This is a genomic window from Candidatus Dactylopiibacterium carminicum (assembly GCF_014736495.1).
Lineage (GTDB): Bacteria > Pseudomonadota > Gammaproteobacteria > Burkholderiales > Rhodocyclaceae > Uliginosibacterium > Uliginosibacterium carminicum.
The window spans coordinates 20,377-38,542 of the sequence record NZ_MDUX01000002.1 but is presented as its reverse complement, the minus strand read 5'-3'; the positions used below and the strand labels follow the sequence as shown (position 1 = coordinate 38,542).

Here is an 18,166-nt window from a genome sequence, read left to right as displayed (position 1 = left end):
GAACGTGGTGTCGATCGCGTCACCCGACATGCCATCGCCCAGGCGGTCCGCTTCGTACACAATGCGTACGCTCGCGCCGGCAGGCCTGCCCTGGCGCCTTGATTCCTCGAATGGGTTTCTTCCATGTCCGGCACAAGTAACGCTCCGCGCTCCGCCTCCGATCAACTGCCGCGCCTGATCGGTGCAGCCATCCTGCTGGTGATGCTCGATTACGGGCGCAATGTGCTGATCCCGATCGCGCTGGCCATCGTGCTGGCCTTGTTGATGGCGCCCCTGATCCGCCGCCTGCGCCATTGGGGGCTCGGCAGGCTGTGGCGATCTCCGTGCTGCTGCTGTTTCTGGGCTTTTCGGTGGCGGGGCTGACGCTCGGTGGCCAGGCGATCCGCCTGGCCGGCAACCTGCCGCAGTACGAGTCGACGATTCGCGACAAGCTGCAGACACTGGACCGGCTGACGCTGGGTAAGTTGAATGTCGTCGTCACGCAGGCCGACAGGCTGGTCAGCCAGCTCTCGCCGGAATCCGCCACGACCACGGCGGGAGGGCTGACACCCACGCCGGTGCAGATCGTGCCGACGCACGCAAAGCCGTTCGAGGTGATCTCGAAGATCGCCGAAGCCGTGCTGCCGCCCCTGCAGACGGCAGGCATCGTGCTGGTCGTGCTGATCTTCATCCTGCTCGACTATGAATCCCTGCGGGATCGCATGATCCGCCTGATGAGCGGCGGCAATCTGCGCGCCACGACGCAGGCCATCAGCGATGCCACCGAACGCCTGTCCCGTTTCTTCGTTTCGCAATTTGCGGTGAATGCCCTGGTCGGCAGCCTCGTGGCGCTCGGGTTGGGGCTGGCGGGGCTCAGTGGTGCGATGTTCCTCGGCGCGCTGACGGCGGTGTCGCGCTTCATTCCCTACGTCGGCATCTGGCTGGCGGCAGGCGCCGCCATGCTGATGGCCGCGGCGACTTCGGATGGCTGGATGCTGATGGCGCTGACGGCAGCGATCTACCTGTTCATCGAGATCGTCATCGCACAGTTCCTGGAGCCGCGCCTGTATGGCCACTCCACCGGCCTGTCGCCGCTCTCGGTGGTGATCGCGGCGATCTTCTGGAGTGCCCTGTGGGGGCCGGTGGGCCTGATCCTGTCCACACCGCTGACCCTGTGTCTGGTGGTGGCGGGGCGTCATGTGCCGGCCCTGAATTTCCTGGAGATCCTGCTCGGGGATCTTTCCGCGCTGACCCAGGTGGAGCGTTTCTACCAGCGAGCCCTTGCCGGGGATTCTGCCGAGCTGGTACGTGGGCTGCGGCGTTTCCTCAAGGATCGGCCGTTGCATCAGTTTGCCGATCAGGTGGTGCTGCCCTCCATCCGCCTGGGGTACGAGGAATTCTCGGTGCATGAAGTCACGCAGGCCGAGCAGTTGCGGATGAACAGCGCCGTGTCGGCACTGATCGATGCGATGTCGCGCAAGCCCGCGCTGCGCAAGCGCCGTCGTGCCGGTGCCGTGCTTGATCCGCAGGTCTCCATGACGCGACCCGCCGCGCCGCGCGCAGGGCAATCCGTGCTGGTGACGGGTGTGGGGCGGGACATTGCCGACATCACGGCACGGATCCTGGTCAATGTGCTGCACAACGAACGCATCGAGGCGTGTTATCTGGCGTGGGAGTCGTTGCAGGAGATCGTGCCCGGGCAGGGGCAGGGCATTCCGCTGGTCTTCATCACCTGCGTGGAGCCCGAGACGCATGCACAGGCATTGGGCGAGGTACTCGCGGAGCTGCGCGGCCTGCTGCCACAGGCACGATTGGTGGTGATGCGCGTGCTGGGCGAGGCGGATGATCCGGTCGCACAGCTGACGCTTGCCGATGCCGGCGCGGACGCAGTGATCGGTGGCTATCAGGAGGCGGTACAGATCGGAATCCGCCTGCTTTCCCCGGAAGATAAAGTGGGTATTGCCCCCTGAAATGCCCGACCGTGAGGGCAGGGGCTCCCTTTCAGGTCATTGACCTTGTATCCGTAAGGAAGGAGCTTATGCTCAGGCTGACTGCCTGGGCGTTCGAATAACGAGTCATCCACGATGAATTGGCGCGGCATGCTGGCTGCTGGAAGGGGATGCTGATGCTGGAGCGGTTCTTCTGGATGGGGGAGACCCCATCCCTGTTGATGCTGGGGGCGTATGACTTCCGGCTGGTCACGCTGTCCGTGCTGATCTCCATCCTGATCTGCAGCATCGCGATGCAGATTGCGGGCATCGCCAGGGAAATCCGCACTCCCAGCTATCGTCACCTGACCTTGCTGACAGGGTCAGTCGCACAGGGGATCGGCATCTGGTCGATGCATTTCATCGGCATGCTGGCCTTCAGCCTCTGTACCGCCATCAATTACAACGTCGCCCTGACCGCGGTCTCCATCGTGCCGGCCGTACTGGCGTTCTGGATCGCGCTGGAGATGCTGGCCCGCGAGCATGTGGATCGCTACCAGTTGATGGCAGGGGGTGTTCTGATGGGGGCAGGCATCGGTGAAATGCACTATGTCGGCATGGCTGCCATGGAAATGGCCCCCCAGCTGCGTTACGACCCCCGGTGGTTCATCGCGTCGCTGGTTGTTTCGGTCACTTTTGCCTGGTTCGCCTTGTGGCTTCGCTTCGGCCTGCGTCAGCACGGCAGGCTCGCCAAGCCCGTGATCACCATGCTCAGCGGAGTGGTGCTCGGGCTGGCCGTTGCGGCCATGCACTACGTGGCCATGGGCGCTGCGCGGTTCGTCGGCGAGGACGATCCTGGCTACGTGCATGAGCTGGATATCGACCTGGTCCTCACCATCACCATCGTGACGCTGGTGCTTGCCAGTGCGGTGCTTGCGGGCAACCTGTTCCTGCGTTTCCACATGCTCTACAAGCAGCTACGTCTGAGCGAGTCCTGCCAGAAGGCGATCTTCGACACGGCCGTGGATGGCGTGATCACCATCGATCCACGAGGCACCATGCTTTCCGTGAATCCCTCGGTCACGCGCCTGTTTGGCTGGATGCCGGAAGAGATGATCGGGAACAACGTGACGATGCTGATGCCCGAGCCCCACCATTCCCATCATGCACAGTATCTGAACAGCTATCTGGGAGGTGGCCCGGCGAGAGTGATCGGCATCGGCCGCGAGACGACCGCCAAGCGCAGGGACGGGACGGTGTTTCCGATCCGTCTCGCGGTTGGTGAGGTGCGCGTGGATGATCAGATCTTCTTTGTGGGTTTCATTGCGGACATTTCCGAGCAGAAGCGCTTCGAGGAACTGCTGGAGCGCGAGGCAACCCAGGATCCGCTGACGGGGCTGGCAAATCGTCGCCAGCTTTCCATTCTGCTGCCGCGCTCCATCGGTCGAACCTACCGCTCGGGGGATCCGATGGCCTTGCTGTTCATTGATCTGGATGGCTTCAAGAAGGTCAATGACAGCTTCGGGCACGAGGCGGGCGATGAGCTGCTGAAAGTGATCGCCAGGCGTCTGCAACAGCTCGTGCGGGGTACCGATCTGGTCGTGCGTCTGGCTGGTGATGAATTCGTGATCGTGCTTGAGGGGCTGAAACGGGACGATGATGCCAGCCGCCTGGCGGAGAAAGCGCTGGCGGAGATCTGCCTGCCAATCGATCTGGGCCACAACAGGGTACGGGTTGGTGCCAGCATCGCCGTGGCGATCTACCGGCCCGGCTGTGAGCTTTCAGCGGACACTTTACTGCAGAAGGCGGACGAAACCATGTACCAGGTCAAAAAGGACGGCAAGGGGCGTATCGCGATCATCGATTGCTGAACGCGACAGGCCACCATGCCGTCACCGGCGTGGGCTCATGAGGAAAACTTCATCAGCAGAAGACCACTCACGATCAGCGCCGCGGCAATGAGCCGCATCGCACTGGCAGGCTCACCCAGGATCAGGATACCGACCAGGAAAGCGCCCACGGCACCGATACCGGTCCAGATGGTGTAGGCCGTGCCGAGGGGGAGGGTCTTCATCGAGATGGACAACAGCGCGAAGCTGGCCACCATCGCCACGAAGGTGAAAAGTGAAGGCCCCAGTCGGGTGAAGCCGTTGGAAAGCTTCATCGAAAAGGCCCAGGCGACTTCGAGCAGGCCGGCAAGCGTCAACAGGATCCAAGCCATGGCGGCTCTCCTTTGCATGAAAGCGCCGGGCCGTCCCGGATGTGGTTCCCACGGTGGGTGAGGTCGTCTTCAGGCCAAGGATGCTACGTCATTCCCGCACAGGTGTCGGTCATTGCCGCCTTCAAGGGGCGGAAAATTTTGTCACACACATCCGCAATGGCTGCCGCGATGCTCGGAATTTTCTGCTCATGCAACATGCGCAGGCTTCTTGCTTGTAGCCAGTGGCCCCATTGGCTCTATCAAGGAGGGCGCTGGAATGGCGCGTATTGTTTTCTACGAGAAACCCGGTTGCAGCGGTAACGCGAAACAGAAGGCCTGGCTGGAGGCTGGCGGGCATGTGCTGGAGGTGCGCAGCCTGCTGGAGTGGCCCTGGACGCGCGAGGTACTGCTGGAGTGGCTGAGGGCTTTGCCCGTGGCTGAATGGTTCAACCGCTCGGCGCCTGCGGTGCGTGACGGGCTGATCTGCCCCGAGGCAGTGCAGTCAGGGGAGGCCATCGATCTGCTCCTGGCGACTCCCCTGCTGATCCGGCGGCCGCTGATCGCGCTGGAAGATGGCACGCGTCTGGTCGGATTCAACGAGGCATTGCTGCGGCGCCATTTGCTGCAGGTGGCGAACGTCGCCGCGCCCAGCGAGGGCTGCGCCTCGAAGACACAGAAGCCTTGCCCGGATCCGCGGGGTGCCTAGCCTGCGCGCTGCCAGCGCGTGCCGTACAGGCGGTGCACGTACAGCGCACTGCGCACGAACCAGTCTGCGATGATCCCGCACCACACACCCACCACACCGAAGCCCAGCGTTACGCCCAACAGGTAGCCAGCAGCAGGCGGAACAGCAGCATGCCGATGATTGTGGTGATCAGCGTGTAAGTGGCATCGCCCGCGCCCTTGAGGCCGTTGGGCAACACGAAGGTGGTGGGGTAGCAGATCAGGAATACGCAGTTCATGCGTACCAGCAGGGAGCCGGTGTCGATCACGTCGGGGTCGGGCGAATACAGGCCGACCACGGCGGGGGCTAGCGGGATGAAGAGCACGCCGATCACCGCCATACAGACCCATGAGACGCGCAGCACGTGCCACATGGTGTGACGGGCCGCGGTGTAATCGCCACGCCCGGCATCGTGGCCGACCAGTGTGGTGAGGCCGACGGCCAGCGCCGCACCGGGAATGTTGATCAGGTTGGAAATCGAGAAGGCGATGTAATTGGCTGCAATGGCTACCGTGCCCATGCTGACGATGAACACCTGCACCGCCAGCTTGCCGCCGTTGAACACCAGGGATTCCAGGCTGGCGGGAATGCCGATGGCAAATACCGCACGTAGCAGTGTCGCGTCGAAGCGCCAGTCGCGGGCTCGTCCCAGCGGTAGTACGTCATGCTGGAACTGCAGCGTGCGGGCCAGATAGAGCACGCCGCCCAGGCGTGCCAGCGCCAGGCCGGCGGCGGCTCCCGCTACGCCGAAAGCCGGGACGACAAGCTGGAATGGCCCCAGGGGCAATTGCACGCCGTAGATCAGCACGTAGCTGAACACCACGTTGAGGATGTTGATGAGGGTGTTCACCTTCATCGTCGAAGCGGTTTCCCCAGCGCCGCGCAAGGCGCCGCAGCCGATCACGGTCAGCGCGGTGAGCGGGAAGGCCAGCGCACTGATGCCGAGATAAGTCTCCATGTGTGCCATCACTTCGGCATCGATGCCGCGATACAGCAAATGCAGCACCGGGCCGCGCGCGACGATCAGCAGCAGCGCCACGACACCGGCGAAGAGCGTGCCGGCTGCCAGCGCATGCCAGGCGCCCGCACCCGCGCGGATGCGATTGCCCCGCCCCACGGATTGCGCCACCACCACCGTGGCGCCGATGGCGAGTGCCGAGAGCAACGCATTGATCACGGCGTTGATGGAATCCACCATGCCGATGGCGGAAACCGCCTCCTTGCCCAGGCGTGAGGCCATGATGGTGTTGACGGTGCCGAGCAGATGCACGAAGAACTGCTCGAACAGAACGGGCAGGGTCAGACGCAGGACGTCTGGGCGGATGGATATCTTCATCGGAAGGAGAGCGGACCTTGGCGGTCTCTGCAGGCGGGTGGATACACCACCCCGGCGCGCGATCCCGCGCACCGCACGGCGAAGTGTGCCATCGGCTGCACACGTCGGCCACTACAGCCGATGGGTGACGATGGCCTGGCGCATTCGCCGGGTCTGTTGATTCCACACGCGCGCGGCTTTGGCGCTGGACGATGTATTCGGGGTCAGGGCGTGTAGACGAACAGCGTCACGGCACCGCCATTGCGTGGGTAGAAGAAAGGCTTCGATAGCAATGGGCCGAGATCCGGCAGCGGGAAGCGGGTGCGGTAGTACTCCATCCAGGCGAGATCGCCACGACCGGCGGCAAAGGCACGGCGGTTCTGCTTCTCGCTGGCATGACGGGCGATCAGGGTTTCATCCTGGATGGCGGCCAGCGTGAAGCGCACGGCGTCATGGATGTCGCGGCCGTTCTCGCGGTAAGCGTAGAGGTCCAGTCCCTGGCGCGAAGCGATCTGCGCAATCATCGTCAGCGGTTGCAGGGCATAGTTCTGGTAGTGCAGCGCTTGCTCACGGCGCGTCATCTCCAGCGGGAAGCTGCCGTCTGCTGCGATCTGGCCGATGCCTTGGGCATAGCGTCCGAGGCCCCAGCGATACAGCGCATCGTCTCCGGTGAGTGCGCCGATCATCGTGGCCTGCAGCCCGCGCCAGTAAGAGTGGTTGTTGCAGCAACTGATGTCCGCGCCGGGTTCGCTGATCTGCTTGTACGAGACGCGTTTGAGCCAGTCCAGTACGCGTGTCTTCTTGCCGGCGTCGAGCGCCGGATCGGTGATCACCAGGGACAGCGACATCGCAGCCACGCCGACCGACCATTCCGTCTGGTACCACGCCTGCTTGCGTTCCGACGGGGTGTAATCGAGCAGCGCGCCCGCATCGGCCCAGTCAGCCAGCTGATCGAGCACGCAACCGGCGTAGTCGGAGTTACCGGTCAGTACATAGAGTGAGGAGAGTCTGCCCAGTGAATCCTCGAAATCCCGGTAAAGCGCGACCACGCGTTCATAGTCGGGATGGATGGCCCCGGTGTTGCCGGAGAGGTACCGGGAGGGGATCACCATCGGACCGGTCTGCGCCTGGATTCGCGGCGTGCTGCGGCAGTCTTCGATTGCCGGCAGCGCGCTGCGCAGGCGGTCGTCCAGCTGTCCTTCGGTGACGGCCTTCTGAAGGTAGGCACGGCGTGCCGGCACATCGATGAAGGAGGCCGTGGGGTCTTTCACCACGGCTTGCTCGAAGGAGTGAGCCTGGGCCTGCTGGGCGGCGCACAGGCTGCCCAGGCACAGGCCGATGCCCAGCAACACCCGGCGGAGAGGTGCGGCAATTCGTTCGGGATGGCAATCCATCGGGTTCATGCTTTTCTCCTGGTTATCAGGCGCCCGCCTCGAGGGCGCGGGAACTGTTGCGTTCGCTCAGGCGTGCTCCGACCTCAATGCGAAGGGCCGGGCCGTCCGGGTTCTGCCAGCGGTCGATCAAGCGTTGCACTGCGAGCCGGCCAAGTGCCACGCGGTCCACGCCCACCGAGGTCAGTGTGGGCGAGCACAGCTGTGCCAGCGGGAGATCGTCGAAGCTGACGACCGAGAAATCTTCCGGCACGCGTTTGCCGGCGCGCTGGATGCCCTGGATGACGCCGAACGCGGTGTAGTCCGAGACGCAGAAGATCGCCGTGGCGGTGAGCTTGCCTGCCTGGATCAGTGAGCAGATGAGGTCAGCGGCCTTGTCGGAAGAAAAGTGGCTGTCATGATCGATGTCGATGACATTGCGTTCCGGTGAAAAGGGCAGCCCGGCCTCTTCCAGCGCTTCCTTGAAGCCTTCCATGCGGCGATGGATGATGTTCCGGTACAGATGCGTGACGTGCACGATCTCCCGGTGCCCCAGCTCGATCAGGTGGCGTGTGGCCATACGGCTGCCCTCGCGTAGCGCGGGTGCCAGGCAGTCGAATTCGGATTGTGGATCGGTGCCGTTGATGATTACGGCCGGCAACCCCAGATCGCGTACCGGCTGCAGGATCTCCGGCATGTCCAGGCCGACGAAAAGGACACCATCGGCGCGGCCAGCCTCCAGCCTGGTGACGTACTGTTCCAGATCGTTGTCGCTGTCGCGATTGAGCAGCACGGTGTCGATCTCGATGCCCAGGCGCTCGCATTCGGCCAGCACGGCGCAGATGACTTCGGAGTGGAAGTAACTGTTTTCGCGGGTCAGGAACTGGAAGAAGGTCACCAGCTTGATACGTTTGCTGGCGGCAACTGTGTCACGGGTATTGCCTACGTCATAACCGAGTTCCCGCATGGCGTTGAGCACGCGGTTGCGCAATTCCTGGCTGATTCCCGGGCTGCCGCTGATGACCTTGGATACCGTGCTGGGCGAAACCCCCGCTTTTTTGGCGACATCCGCCTGGCGCGGGCGTCCGCTGCCGTTGTCTTCGTTCCCGGGCATTTCCATCTGTATTTCTCCTGTATTCCTGTCCCTGTCGCCGGGGGCGAGCCCTGCGCCTGCCATCTCTGCGCATTATATAAGGCGTAAAGAAATTTCCAGCAAATTCTTTATTTCCGTAAAGTTTCCGAATATTCTGGTTTACCGCATCTTGTTTCCACTTTCCGGTTTTGGAAAAATTTCCTCATGCGGAATTTTTGGAAACGGGTTGTGCATGCCGCATATCCATATCCAGTAGAGCAAGGCAGATACGCATTGTTTACAAGAAGGGCCGGAGCATTTGTGCAGGGGGTACTGCCTGCGGAGCGGATTGGCCCTCACTCATGAGACATAGGAGGAGCGTGTGGCAGCAGGAGTGAATATTCGCAATGTCGTGAAGCGCTATGACCGCACGACGGTGGTTCATGGCGTCAGCATCGACATCCAGCCCGGAGAGTTCATGGTGCTGGTGGGGCCGTCCGGTTGTGGCAAGTCCACCACGCTGCGCATGGTGGCCGGGCTGGAGGAAATCTCGGGCGGCGAGATCCGGATCGATGGCCGTGTCATCAACGATCTGGCGCCCAAGGATCGCGATGTGGCCATGGTGTTCCAGAACTATGCCCTGTATCCGCACCTCTCCGTGCGCGACAACATTTCCTTTGGCTTGCGCCTCAACGGTGCAAAGAAGGATGAGATTGCCAGCAAGGTGAAAACCGCGGCGGACATCCTGGGGCTGGATTCCCTGCTCGAGCGCAAGCCTTCCGACCTCTCCGGCGGCCAGCGCCAGCGCGTGGCGATGGGGCGTGCCATCGTGCGTAATCCCAAGGTCTTCCTGTTCGACGAGCCGCTCTCCAACCTCGATGCCAAGCTGCGCACCCAGATGCGTGCCGAGATCAAGCGTCTGCATGCACGCCCGGGCACCACCGTGATCTATGTGACTCACGATCAGGTGGAAGCCATGACGCTGGCGGATCGCATCGTGGTGATGCGCGATGGCTACATCGAGCAGATCGGCGCACCGATGGAGCTGTTCAACCATCCGGTCAATACTTTCGTCGCTGGCTTCATCGGCTCGCCGCCGATGAACCTGTTGCCGGCCCGGCTGGAGGCGCAGGGGAGCGGGCTGGGCGTACGTCTGGCGGATTCCTGTGCGATCGGGATCCAACCGCGCGGCAGCTCCAGCGTCGCGGCCGGGCAGGAAGTGACTTTCGGCATCCGCCCAGAGGATGTGAGCCTCACGCCCAAGTTCGCGCAGGGGGCACAGATCACCGGCACCGTGGAGATCGTCGAGCCACTGGGGTCCGAGGCGATCCTGCATGTGCAGATCGGTGAGCACAACCTGATCGTGCGTGTGGAAGGGCGTCGTACCGTCGAGGTCGGCACAGTGGTCACGCTGTTCGTGGATCTGGAGCGCGTGCACTTGTTCGATGCCCAGAGTTCGGTCTCCATCTACTGAAGGGCAGACCATGGCAGACATCCAAACTTCCGTACGCGAGCCCCTGGGCACGCGCCTGCGCCAGGGTTGGCAGGCCGCGCTGAAGGATCTGAGGCGTGACTGGCTGCTCTACGCCATGCTCGCACCCACACTGATCTGGTTCCTGGTCTTCCTCTACATGCCGCTGGACGGCCTGCAACTGGCATTCAAGCAGTACAGCGCCTGGAAAGGCATCGATGGCAGCCCGTGGGTCGGCTTCGCACACTTCGTCACGCTGTTCCAGAGCGAACAGTTCCTGCGGGCGGTCGGCAACACGCTGATCATCAGCGCCTATTCCATCGTGCTGGCCTTCCCGGTACCCATCCTGCTGGCGCTGATGATCAACGAGGTGCAGTCACAGCGCTATCGCAAGGCCGTGCAGACCATCGTTTACCTGCCGCACTTCATCTCGGTGGTGATCGTCGCCGGCATCGTGGTGGCTTTCCTGTCACCGACCACGGGCGTGGTCAACAACGCGCTGGAGTTCCTCGGGCTGGACCGTATCTACTTCCTGACGCGGCCGGAATGGTTCCGCAGCATCTTCATCGGCTCCAACATCTGGAAGGAGGCGGGATTCGATTCCATCGTCTTCCTCGCCGCGATCATGAGCATCAACCCCGCGCTGTACGAATCCGCGCAGGTCGACGGCGCTTCGCGCTGGCAGATGATGACGCGCATCACGCTGCCCTGCATCGTGCCGACCATCGCGGTGCTGCTGGTGATCCGCCTCGGGCGGGTGCTGGAGGTGGGCTTCGAATACATCATCCTGCTGTATCAGCCCTCCACCTTCGAGACCGCCGACGTCATCAGTACCTACATCTACCGCCAGGGCCTGCAGGGCGCGCGTTACGACCTGGCGACCGCCGCCGGCGTGTTCAACGCCGTGGTGGCCCTGGTGCTGGTGTTGGTCGCAAACCGGTTGAGCCGTCGCATCACGCGAACCGGCGTGTTCTGAATCCAGGCACGGCGCACGCCCGGCGTGGCGTGCGCCAGACATGCAATAGGAGTGGGCTAAATGCTTGCAACACCGTTCTACTCGCGGGGCGACCGGATCTTCGGCCGCGTCAACGCGATCCTGCTGGCGCTGTGCGCCATCATGGCGATCTACCCTGTCATCTACGTGGCCTCGGTGTCGATGAGTACCGGTGCAGCGGTCACGGCCGGCAAGGTCTTCCTGCTGCCGGTGGACATCGACTTCTCGGCCTATGCGCGGGTGTTTCAAGACAAGCTGTTCTGGACGTCCTATGCCAACACCTTCTTCTATACGGTGTTCGGCACCATTGCCAGTCTCTTCTTCATCATTCCGAGCGCCTACGCGCTTTCCAAGCACCGCCTGCGCGGGCGCCGCATCATCGGTTTCTTTATCGCCTTCACGATGTGGTTCCACGCCGGGATGATTCCGTTCTATCTGAACATCAGCAATCTGGGCATGATGGATTCGCGCTGGGGCATCATCATCGCCTTCGCCTGCAATGCCTTCAACATCATCCTGATGCGCAATTACTTCGAATCGATTTCGCAGTCGTTCGAAGAGGCCGCGCGCATGGATGGTGCCAACGATCTGCAGATCCTGTGGAAGGTGTACATCCCGCTCTCCAAGCCGGCCATCGCCACGGTCACGCTGCTGTGCGTGATTGCCCGCTGGAACGGCTACTTCTGGTCGATGGTGCTGCTGCGCTCCGAGGACAAGATCCCGCTGCAGGTGTACCTCAAGAAGATGATCGTCGAGGTCAATCTCTCCGAAGAATTCTCGGCCGCCGCACTGGCGCACAGCTACTCGGTGGAGACCATCGTCGGCGCCATCATCGTGATGTCCATCATCCCCGTGCTGCTGATCTATCCGGTGGTGCAGAAGTACTTCACCAAGGGCGTGATGCTGGGCGGAGTCAAGGAGTGAGGAAGATGCCGCTGGCCGGGGCTCCGTGTCCGGGCCGTGCGCAGGCAGAAAGCTGTCCGATGGCCGGTGCGCCGCACTGGCACTGAAGCACCAGAGATCGCGCGGCCATCTCGGCGTGACGCGACAACCATGAGGAGACGTAGTCATGAAAAAGACGATAGTGCCGCTGATGCTCGCGACGCTGCTGGCGGGAACTGTACCCGCCCAGGCGAAGGAGCCGACCTGGATCACCGACAAGCCGCTGACGCTGAAGATCCACCTGCATGCGCGCGACAAATACGTGTGGGACGAAAACCTGCCGATGAGTAAGGAACTCTTCCGCCTCACCAACCTGCAACTGGTGGGCACCGCCAGCAAGACGGCCACCAACAGCCAGGAACAGTTCAACCTGATGATGGCCACCGGCAAGCTGCCGGACATCGTGGGCGGCGACAGCCTCAAGGACAATTTCATCCGTTACGGCATGGAAGGCGCCTTCCAGCCGCTCAACAAGCTGATCGATCAGCATGCCCCCAACCTCAAGGCCTTCTTCGACAGCCATCCCCAGGTGAAACGCGCGATCACCGCGCCGGACGGCAACATCTACTTCATCCCCTACGTGCCGGACGGCAAGGTCTCGCGCGGCTGGTGGATCCGCAAGGACTGGCTGGACAAGCTGGGCCTCAAGGAGCCGCAGACCATCAACGAGCTCTACACCGTGCTCAAGGCCTTCCGCGAGAAGGACCCCAACGGCAACGGCAAGAAGAATGAGGTTCCCTTCTTCGACAAGGAGCCTGAGCGTCTCTACAACCTGGTGAACTTCTACGGCTGTCGCGCCACCGGCTCGGATGCCTCGATGGATTTCTACGTCGATGACAACGGCAAGATCCGTCATCCCTTCGCCGAGCCCTGTTTCAAGGATGCGATCCGCAACCTCGCCAAGTGGTACGCGGAAGGCCTGATCGATGCCGAGATCTACACGCGCAAGAATCGCGCACGCGAACAGCTCTTCAGTGCCAACCAGGGCGGCATGACCTTCGACTGGTTCGCCAGCACCGCCGGCTTCAACGATTCGATATCGAAGACCGTGCCGGGCTTCAAGCTGGTTTCCATCGCGCCGCCGGCCGACATCAACGGCCGCCGCTGGCTGGAGAATTCGCGTGCCGACATGCGCCCGGATGGCTGGGCGATGACCATCACCAACAAGAATCCGGTCGAGACCATCAAGCTGTTCGACTTCTTCTTCTCGCGTGCTGGCCGCAACCTGCAGAACTTCGGCGTCGAAGGCCTCACCTACGACATGAAGGACGGCAAGCCGCAGTTCAAGGAATCGGTGCTGAAGAACGCCAAGCCGGTCAACAACCAGCTCTGGGAGATCGGCGCGCTGCTGCCCATCGGCTACTGGATGGATTACGAGTACGAGCGCCAGTGGACCAACCCGGCCGCGCTGGAAGGCATCGACATGTACACCAAGGGCAACTGGTTCGTGCCGATGTTCTACGGCGTGAACATGAAGAAGGAAGAGCGCGCGATCTATGACCAGTACTGGCCGGATCTGCAGACCTACATGTCCGAGATGGCGCAGAACTGGGTGCTCGGCACCAAGAGCGTCGACAAGACCTGGGACGAATACCAGGCGCGCCTGAAGGCATCCGGCTTCCAGGCAGTGCTCTCCGCCATGCAGACCGCCTACGACCGGCAGTACGGCAAGCGCTGAGTACCTGACAGGCATCACCGCAGGAATTGCATGACGGGCCACCCGCGTGGCCCCGTCAGGGCCCCGTGTGGCCGTCCGTCATGCCCGTTCCGTCCAAGAGGATTCACATGAAGCAGCCTGATTCCATTTCCCCCGCCCTGTTTCCTCTGTACTCCGCGGTACAGCTGGAGGCCTTGCGTGCCGCTGTCATTGAGCCGGGGCCTGTCGGCCAGAGCCTCGCGGCCTTGCGGCAACGGTTCGAGCCCTGGCTCGCAGTTCCCCCCGAGGTGCCCGGGCAGGGCGAGGCCGGCAGCGATGCCCACAACCGTCACCAGCTCAACTACCAGCTCATCGAGGCTGCCGGCAGCCTGTATCTGCTCAGCGGCGAGCAGCGATATGCGGATTGGATCGAAACGGCGCTGACACGCTACGCCAACGTCTACCTGTCGATGGATTTCCATCCCCAGCGCAACACCAATCCGCCGGGGCGGCTGTTCCACCAGATGCTCAACGAGACGATGTGGCTGCTCTATGCCTCGCTCGGTTATGGCTGCGTGCGCCACACCTTCGATGCGGCGCGGCGTGCCCACATCGAAGGTTGGCTGTTGAGGCCGATGGTGGAGCTCTTCACCGTGCGCTATGCGCATGACTTCGACCACATCCACAACCATGGCCTGTGGGCCGTGGCTGCCGTGGGCCTGTGCGGCATCGCCATCGGCGAGCCGCGCTTCGTCGACATGGCCGTCGACGGCCTCGCGGGTGACCGCCGCACAGGTGGCTTCCTGGCGCAAATCAGCCAGCTCTTCTCGCCCGACGGCTACTACATCGAAGGGCCGTACTACCATCGCTTCGCGATCCGCCCGCTGTGCCTGTTCGCCGAAGCCCTGCAACTGCACCGGCCCGAACTGGAGATCTACCAGTTCAAGGATCGCGTGATCCGCACCACGATCCGCGCGCTGCTCGCCACGGCTTATCCCGACGGCCGCTTCCCGGCGCTCAACGACGCTTCGCGCAGCATGAGCATCCGCGACGAAGGCGTGCTGATCGCCGTGGCGATCCATGCGGCACGTTACGGCTGTGATGCCACCTTGCTGGCGACGGCGCAGCAGCAGGGGCAAGTCTGGGTGCATCCGGCTGCGCTGGCGCTGGCCGATACGGCTCCTGAGGGCGCCGGGCACTGGCCCAGCACCGAGCTGCGCGAAGGGCCGGACGGCACGCGCGGCGCACAGGGCTTCCTGCGATCCGCCAATGCGGCGGGCGAGATCAGCCAGGTACTCATGAACTACGGCCAGCACGGCATGGGGCACGGCCATTTCGACACCCTGGGCATCACCTGGTACAGCGCTGGAGACGAAGTGCTGCGCGAATACGGCTTCGCGCGCTGGCTCAACGTCGAGAGCAAGTTCGGCGGCCGCTATCTACCCGAGAACAAGCGTTACGCGCGCCAGACCGTGGCGCACAACTGCGTAGTGGTCGACGGCGCCTGCCAGAACGGCTTCGACGTGGCGCGCGCCGACGCGGTACACGGCCGGCGCCATTTCTTCGTCGGCGAGGGCGACGTGCAGGCCATGAGTGCGCGGGCCGATGAGCACCATCCCGGCGTGCACATGCAGCGCAGCGTGCTGCTGCTGACACTGCCTGAACTGGCGCATCCGCTACTGGTAGATCTCTACCGGCTGGTGAGCGATAGCCAGCACCAGTACGACTACGCGCTGCAATACAGCGGCCAGATCACCGCCAGCACGCCGCCCTTGGTGGCCGAAACGCGGCAATGGCAGGCGCTGGGCGAGACGGATGGCTACCAGCACCTGTTCGCCACGGCGCGCGCGTCGCTCGGCGACGGCCTGCGCCTGACCTGGCTGCAGGGCAGGCGCTTCAATACCTGGGCCGCTGCGGCCAGCGAGGCCGAGCTGCTGTGCACCCTCAGCGGCGCCGGCGACCCCGATTCCAACCTGCGGCGGGAAAGCGGCTTCCTGCTGCGCACGCGGGCCGCTACCCACCTGTTCGCCTCGGCGTTCGAGACGCACGGCCTGTTCGACGAAGAAAGCGAGCGCTGCCACGGCGCCCGCCCGTGCCTGCAGGCGGTGCGCGTGCTCGGCCACGACGAGACCGGCAGCGTGCTGCAGATCCTCCTGACGGACCAGGTGCTGACGCTGATGCTCAGCAACCGGCCCGACGTCCGCCCCGAAACCGAACACGAACTGCTCATTGGTGACACCCGCTATGCATGGTCTGGCTACCTTGCCTGCCGACGAGGCTGAGAAGATGGAAACCCCCGAATACCAACCGCTGCTGATCAGCTTCGCCGAGGCCGAAGCGCTGCGCCACGAACTCGGGCGCGACAGCCTGATGGGGCGCTCGCTGCAGGCCGAGCGCGCCGTGCTGGAGCGCTATATGGCAGCGCCCATCGAGATCCCCGGCCACGGCGAGGCCGGCGGCTACGAACACAACCGCCACAAGCAGAACTACATCCACCTGAACCTGGCCGGGCGCCTGTTCCTGATCACGCGTGAGCCGCGCTTCCTGGATTACGCCCGCGACATGCTGCTGGCCTATGCCGAGGCCTACCTCGACATCCCGCTCAACACCAGCCGCGACAGCAACAAGCCCGGCCGCCTGTTCCACCAGACGCTCAACGAGAACATGTGGCTGCTCTACGCCGCCGAGGCCTACAGCTGCATCCGCTATCGCCTCTCGGACGCCCAGCGCGCGCTCGTCGAGCAGCGCCTGTTCCGTCCCATGGTGGCGCTGTTCAGCGAAACCTACGCCCATGATTTCGACATCGTGCACAACCACGGCCTGTGGTCGGTGGCCTCGGTCGGCATGTGCGGCTACGCCATCGGCGACCAGAGCATCGTCGACCGCGCGCTCTACGGCCTGCGCGGCGACAGCAGCAGCGGCGGCTTCCTGGCGCAGCTCGCCCAGCTCTTCTCGCCCGATGGCTACTACATAGAAGGGCCGTACTACCACCGCTTCGCCATTCGGCCGCTGCTGCTCTTCGCCGAGGCCATCGAACGGCGCCAGCCGGGGTTGGCGATCTACCAGTTCAAGCAGCAGGTGATCCGCCGCACCACCGAGGCGTTGATGTCCCTGGCATTCCCGGATGGCACATTTCCGGCGCTCAACGACGCCTCCAAGACCATGGGCATCCGCGACGAGGGCCTGATGATCGCCACCAGCCTGTGCTTCTGGCGTTACGGTGCGGACACCAAGCTGATCGCCATGGCACGCCTGCAGGATCGCGTGTGGGTCGGCGGTGCCGGGCTGGCGCTGTCGGACGCGGCGCTCACGCAACCGCCGGCACAGCTCAACTGGGGCAGCGTGCAGCTCTCCGACGGGCCGGACGGCCAGCGCGGTGGCGTCGGCATCCTGCGTCAGGCGGATGCCGAGGGCGATCTGGACATGGCGTTGATGTGGTACGGCCAGCACGGCAGCGACCACACCCTGCACGACGCGCTGGACCACGGCCATTTCGACGGCCTGCACCTTTCCTTCTTCAATCGTGGCCGCGAAGTGCTGCACGACTACGGCTTCGGCCGCTGGGTGAACGTCGAGCCGAAATTCGGCGGGCGCTACATCCCCGAGAACGACAGCTACTGCAAGCAGACCATAGCCCACAACACCGTGGTGGTGGACGAGGCCAGCCAGAACGGCGGCGACACCGCCACGGCTACGGCGCGCTGGGGCGAGAAGCACTTCTTCGTCGGCACGCATCCGGCCGGGCAGGGCATGAGTGCCCGCCTGCATGCCTACTACCCCGGCGTCGACATGCAGCGCTCGGTGCTGCTGCTGAACCTGCCGGGGCTGGAAAAGCCGTTGCTGCTGGACCTCTACCGCCTCGTCAGCGAGCAGGTGCATCAGTACGACTATCCGCTGCATTACCAGGGCCAGATCATCCGCAGCGATTTCCCCTTTACCACGCACGCCACGCTGGCACCGCTGGGTCGTCAGGCCGGCTACCAGCATCTGTGGGAGGTAGGCCGCAGCCCGCTGCTGCCGGCCGGCGGCAGTGCGCTGCTGAGCTGGCTGGATGGTGGCAGCTACTACAGCGCGCTGTGCGCCACGCCGGCGCCCGGTGAAATGATCTTCGCGCGCATCGGTGCCAACGATCCGCAGTTCAACCTGCGCAACGAGCCCTTGCTGGTGCTGCGCACACGGGCCGCGTCACATCTCTTCGCCACCGCTCTCGAAACCCACGGGCACTTCGACGAAGCCAACGAGATCTCGGTGGATGCGCGCGGGCGCCTGCAGCGTATCGAGGTGCTGGGTCACGACGCCACGGCCTCGGTGGTGCGCCTGCATGACGTGGCCGGCCTGCGGCACACCGTGATGCTCAGCAACCTGACCGGTGTCGACGCGCAGACCTACCACGAAGTGACGCTGGCGGGCGAAACCTTCCGCTGGCAAGGCGCTTTCGCCGTCACCAGCACCTGACCCCGTGCGCCCGGCGCTCCGGCGTCGCAGCGCTTTCCCGCGCGGGGCGAGGCCTCGCGCGTTCAACTTTTCGCATAAGG

At 63.6% G+C, this 18,166-nt stretch carries 15 protein-coding genes; 10 read left to right on the top strand and 5 right to left on the bottom strand.

The window, feature by feature from the left end; genetic code table 11:
- The first annotated feature begins 123 nt into the window (after positions 1-123).
- From BGI27_RS00875 to BGI27_RS00865, 3 genes are all read left to right on the top strand, one after another.
- Positions 124-363, top strand: a complete 240-nt coding sequence (locus tag BGI27_RS00875) for a hypothetical protein (protein WP_095523045.1) — start codon at positions 124-126, stop codon at positions 361-363.
- Entirely contained in the window at positions 324-1,949 is a 1,626-nt protein-coding gene (locus tag BGI27_RS00870) for an AI-2E family transporter (RefSeq protein WP_170943003.1), read from the top strand. Before BGI27_RS00875 ends, BGI27_RS00870 begins: the two co-directional genes overlap by 40 nt.
- Before the next feature lie 155 nt (positions 1,950-2,104).
- Positions 2,105-3,778, top strand: coding sequence for an MHYT domain-containing protein (locus BGI27_RS00865; protein ID WP_170943002.1), 1,674 nt, complete (start codon positions 2,105-2,107; stop codon positions 3,776-3,778).
- 35 nt (positions 3,779-3,813) lie between these two features.
- Here BGI27_RS00865 and BGI27_RS00860 read toward each other — a convergent pair whose 3' ends face one another.
- The gene (locus BGI27_RS00860) at positions 3,814-4,128 is read right to left on the bottom strand and encodes a DMT family transporter (RefSeq protein WP_095523042.1); all 315 of its coding nucleotides are present in this window, start codon (positions 4,126-4,128) and stop codon (positions 3,814-3,816) included.
- A gap of 256 nt (positions 4,129-4,384) precedes the next feature.
- On the opposite strand from BGI27_RS00860, the gene BGI27_RS00855 reads away from it, so the two are divergent.
- Entirely contained in the window at positions 4,385-4,813 is a 429-nt protein-coding gene (locus BGI27_RS00855; protein WP_095523041.1) for an ArsC/Spx/MgsR family protein, read from the top strand.
- Here the strand turns inward: BGI27_RS00855 and BGI27_RS18375 are convergent.
- From BGI27_RS18375 to BGI27_RS00840, 4 genes are all read right to left on the bottom strand, one after another.
- Positions 4,810-4,932 carry a hypothetical protein gene (locus tag BGI27_RS18375; protein WP_263406589.1) on the bottom strand — a complete coding sequence of 41 codons (123 nt, stop codon included), beginning with the start codon at positions 4,930-4,932 and terminating at the stop codon, positions 4,810-4,812. The genes BGI27_RS00855 and BGI27_RS18375 overlap by 4 nt on opposite strands.
- Complete coding sequence (locus tag BGI27_RS00850; protein WP_095523040.1) at positions 4,923-6,167, bottom strand: MATE family efflux transporter; 1,245 nt, start codon at positions 6,165-6,167, stop codon at positions 4,923-4,925. Before BGI27_RS00850 ends, BGI27_RS18375 begins: the two co-directional genes overlap by 10 nt.
- Positions 6,168-6,370: 203 nt before the next feature.
- Complete coding sequence (locus BGI27_RS00845) at positions 6,371-7,549, bottom strand: alginate lyase family protein (protein WP_095523039.1); 1,179 nt, start codon at positions 7,547-7,549, stop codon at positions 6,371-6,373.
- 16 nt (positions 7,550-7,565) lie between these two features.
- Positions 7,566-8,636 (bottom strand): LacI family DNA-binding transcriptional regulator, encoded by a 1,071-nt coding sequence (locus tag BGI27_RS00840; protein WP_170943001.1) that lies wholly within the window; start codon positions 8,634-8,636, stop codon positions 7,566-7,568.
- Between the two features lie 346 nt (positions 8,637-8,982).
- Between BGI27_RS00840 and BGI27_RS00835 the strand changes: the two genes are divergently transcribed.
- From BGI27_RS00835 to BGI27_RS00810, 6 genes are all read left to right on the top strand, one after another.
- A complete protein-coding gene (locus BGI27_RS00835) occupies positions 8,983-10,062 on the top strand; it encodes an ABC transporter ATP-binding protein (protein WP_272896537.1) in 1,080 nt (359 codons plus the stop codon).
- 10 nt (positions 10,063-10,072) lie between these two features.
- A complete protein-coding gene (locus BGI27_RS00830; RefSeq protein ID WP_223871508.1) occupies positions 10,073-11,035 on the top strand; it encodes an ABC transporter permease in 963 nt (320 codons plus the stop codon).
- A 60-nt stretch (positions 11,036-11,095) separates the two neighbouring features.
- Entirely contained in the window at positions 11,096-11,977 is an 882-nt protein-coding gene (locus tag BGI27_RS00825) for a carbohydrate ABC transporter permease (protein WP_095523036.1), read from the top strand.
- 145 nt (positions 11,978-12,122) lie between these two features.
- Positions 12,123-13,673, top strand: coding sequence for an extracellular solute-binding protein (locus BGI27_RS00820; RefSeq protein ID WP_223871507.1), 1,551 nt, complete (start codon positions 12,123-12,125; stop codon positions 13,671-13,673).
- Positions 13,674-13,780: 107 nt separating this feature from the next.
- Positions 13,781-15,913 carry a heparinase II/III domain-containing protein gene (locus BGI27_RS00815; RefSeq protein ID WP_095523035.1) on the top strand — a complete coding sequence of 711 codons (2,133 nt, stop codon included), beginning with the start codon at positions 13,781-13,783 and terminating at the stop codon, positions 15,911-15,913.
- Positions 15,864-18,086, top strand: a complete 2,223-nt coding sequence (locus BGI27_RS00810; RefSeq protein ID WP_223871527.1) for a heparinase II/III domain-containing protein — start codon at positions 15,864-15,866, stop codon at positions 18,084-18,086. The genes BGI27_RS00815 and BGI27_RS00810 overlap by 50 nt, the downstream gene beginning before the upstream one ends.
- The last annotated feature ends 80 nt before the right edge of the window (positions 18,087-18,166 follow it).

What these genes read in the sequence shown, in the direction of transcription:
- BGI27_RS00860 (WP_095523042.1), bottom strand. Translation starts at nt 4,128, where the DNA reads ATGGCTTGGATCCTGTTGACGCTTGCCGGCCTGCTCGAAGTCGCCTGG.
- BGI27_RS00830 (WP_223871508.1), top strand. Translation starts at nt 10,073, where the DNA reads ATGGCAGACATCCAAACTTCCGTACGCGAGCCCCTGGGCACGCGCCTG.
- BGI27_RS00815 (WP_095523035.1), top strand. Translation starts at nt 13,781, where the DNA reads ATGAAGCAGCCTGATTCCATTTCCCCCGCCCTGTTTCCTCTGTACTCC.
- BGI27_RS00820 (WP_223871507.1), top strand. Translation starts at nt 12,123, where the DNA reads ATGAAAAAGACGATAGTGCCGCTGATGCTCGCGACGCTGCTGGCGGGA.
- BGI27_RS00865 (WP_170943002.1), top strand. Translation starts at nt 2,105, where the DNA reads ATGCTGGAGCGGTTCTTCTGGATGGGGGAGACCCCATCCCTGTTGATG.
- BGI27_RS00825 (WP_095523036.1), top strand. Translation starts at nt 11,096, where the DNA reads ATGCTTGCAACACCGTTCTACTCGCGGGGCGACCGGATCTTCGGCCGC.
- BGI27_RS00850 (WP_095523040.1), bottom strand. Translation starts at nt 6,167, where the DNA reads ATGAAGATATCCATCCGCCCAGACGTCCTGCGTCTGACCCTGCCCGTT.
- BGI27_RS00875 (WP_095523045.1), top strand. Translation starts at nt 124, where the DNA reads ATGTCCGGCACAAGTAACGCTCCGCGCTCCGCCTCCGATCAACTGCCG.
- BGI27_RS00855 (WP_095523041.1), top strand. Translation starts at nt 4,385, where the DNA reads ATGGCGCGTATTGTTTTCTACGAGAAACCCGGTTGCAGCGGTAACGCG.
- BGI27_RS00845 (WP_095523039.1), bottom strand. Translation starts at nt 7,549, where the DNA reads ATGAACCCGATGGATTGCCATCCCGAACGAATTGCCGCACCTCTCCGC.
- BGI27_RS00840 (WP_170943001.1), bottom strand. Translation starts at nt 8,636, where the DNA reads ATGGAAATGCCCGGGAACGAAGACAACGGCAGCGGACGCCCGCGCCAG.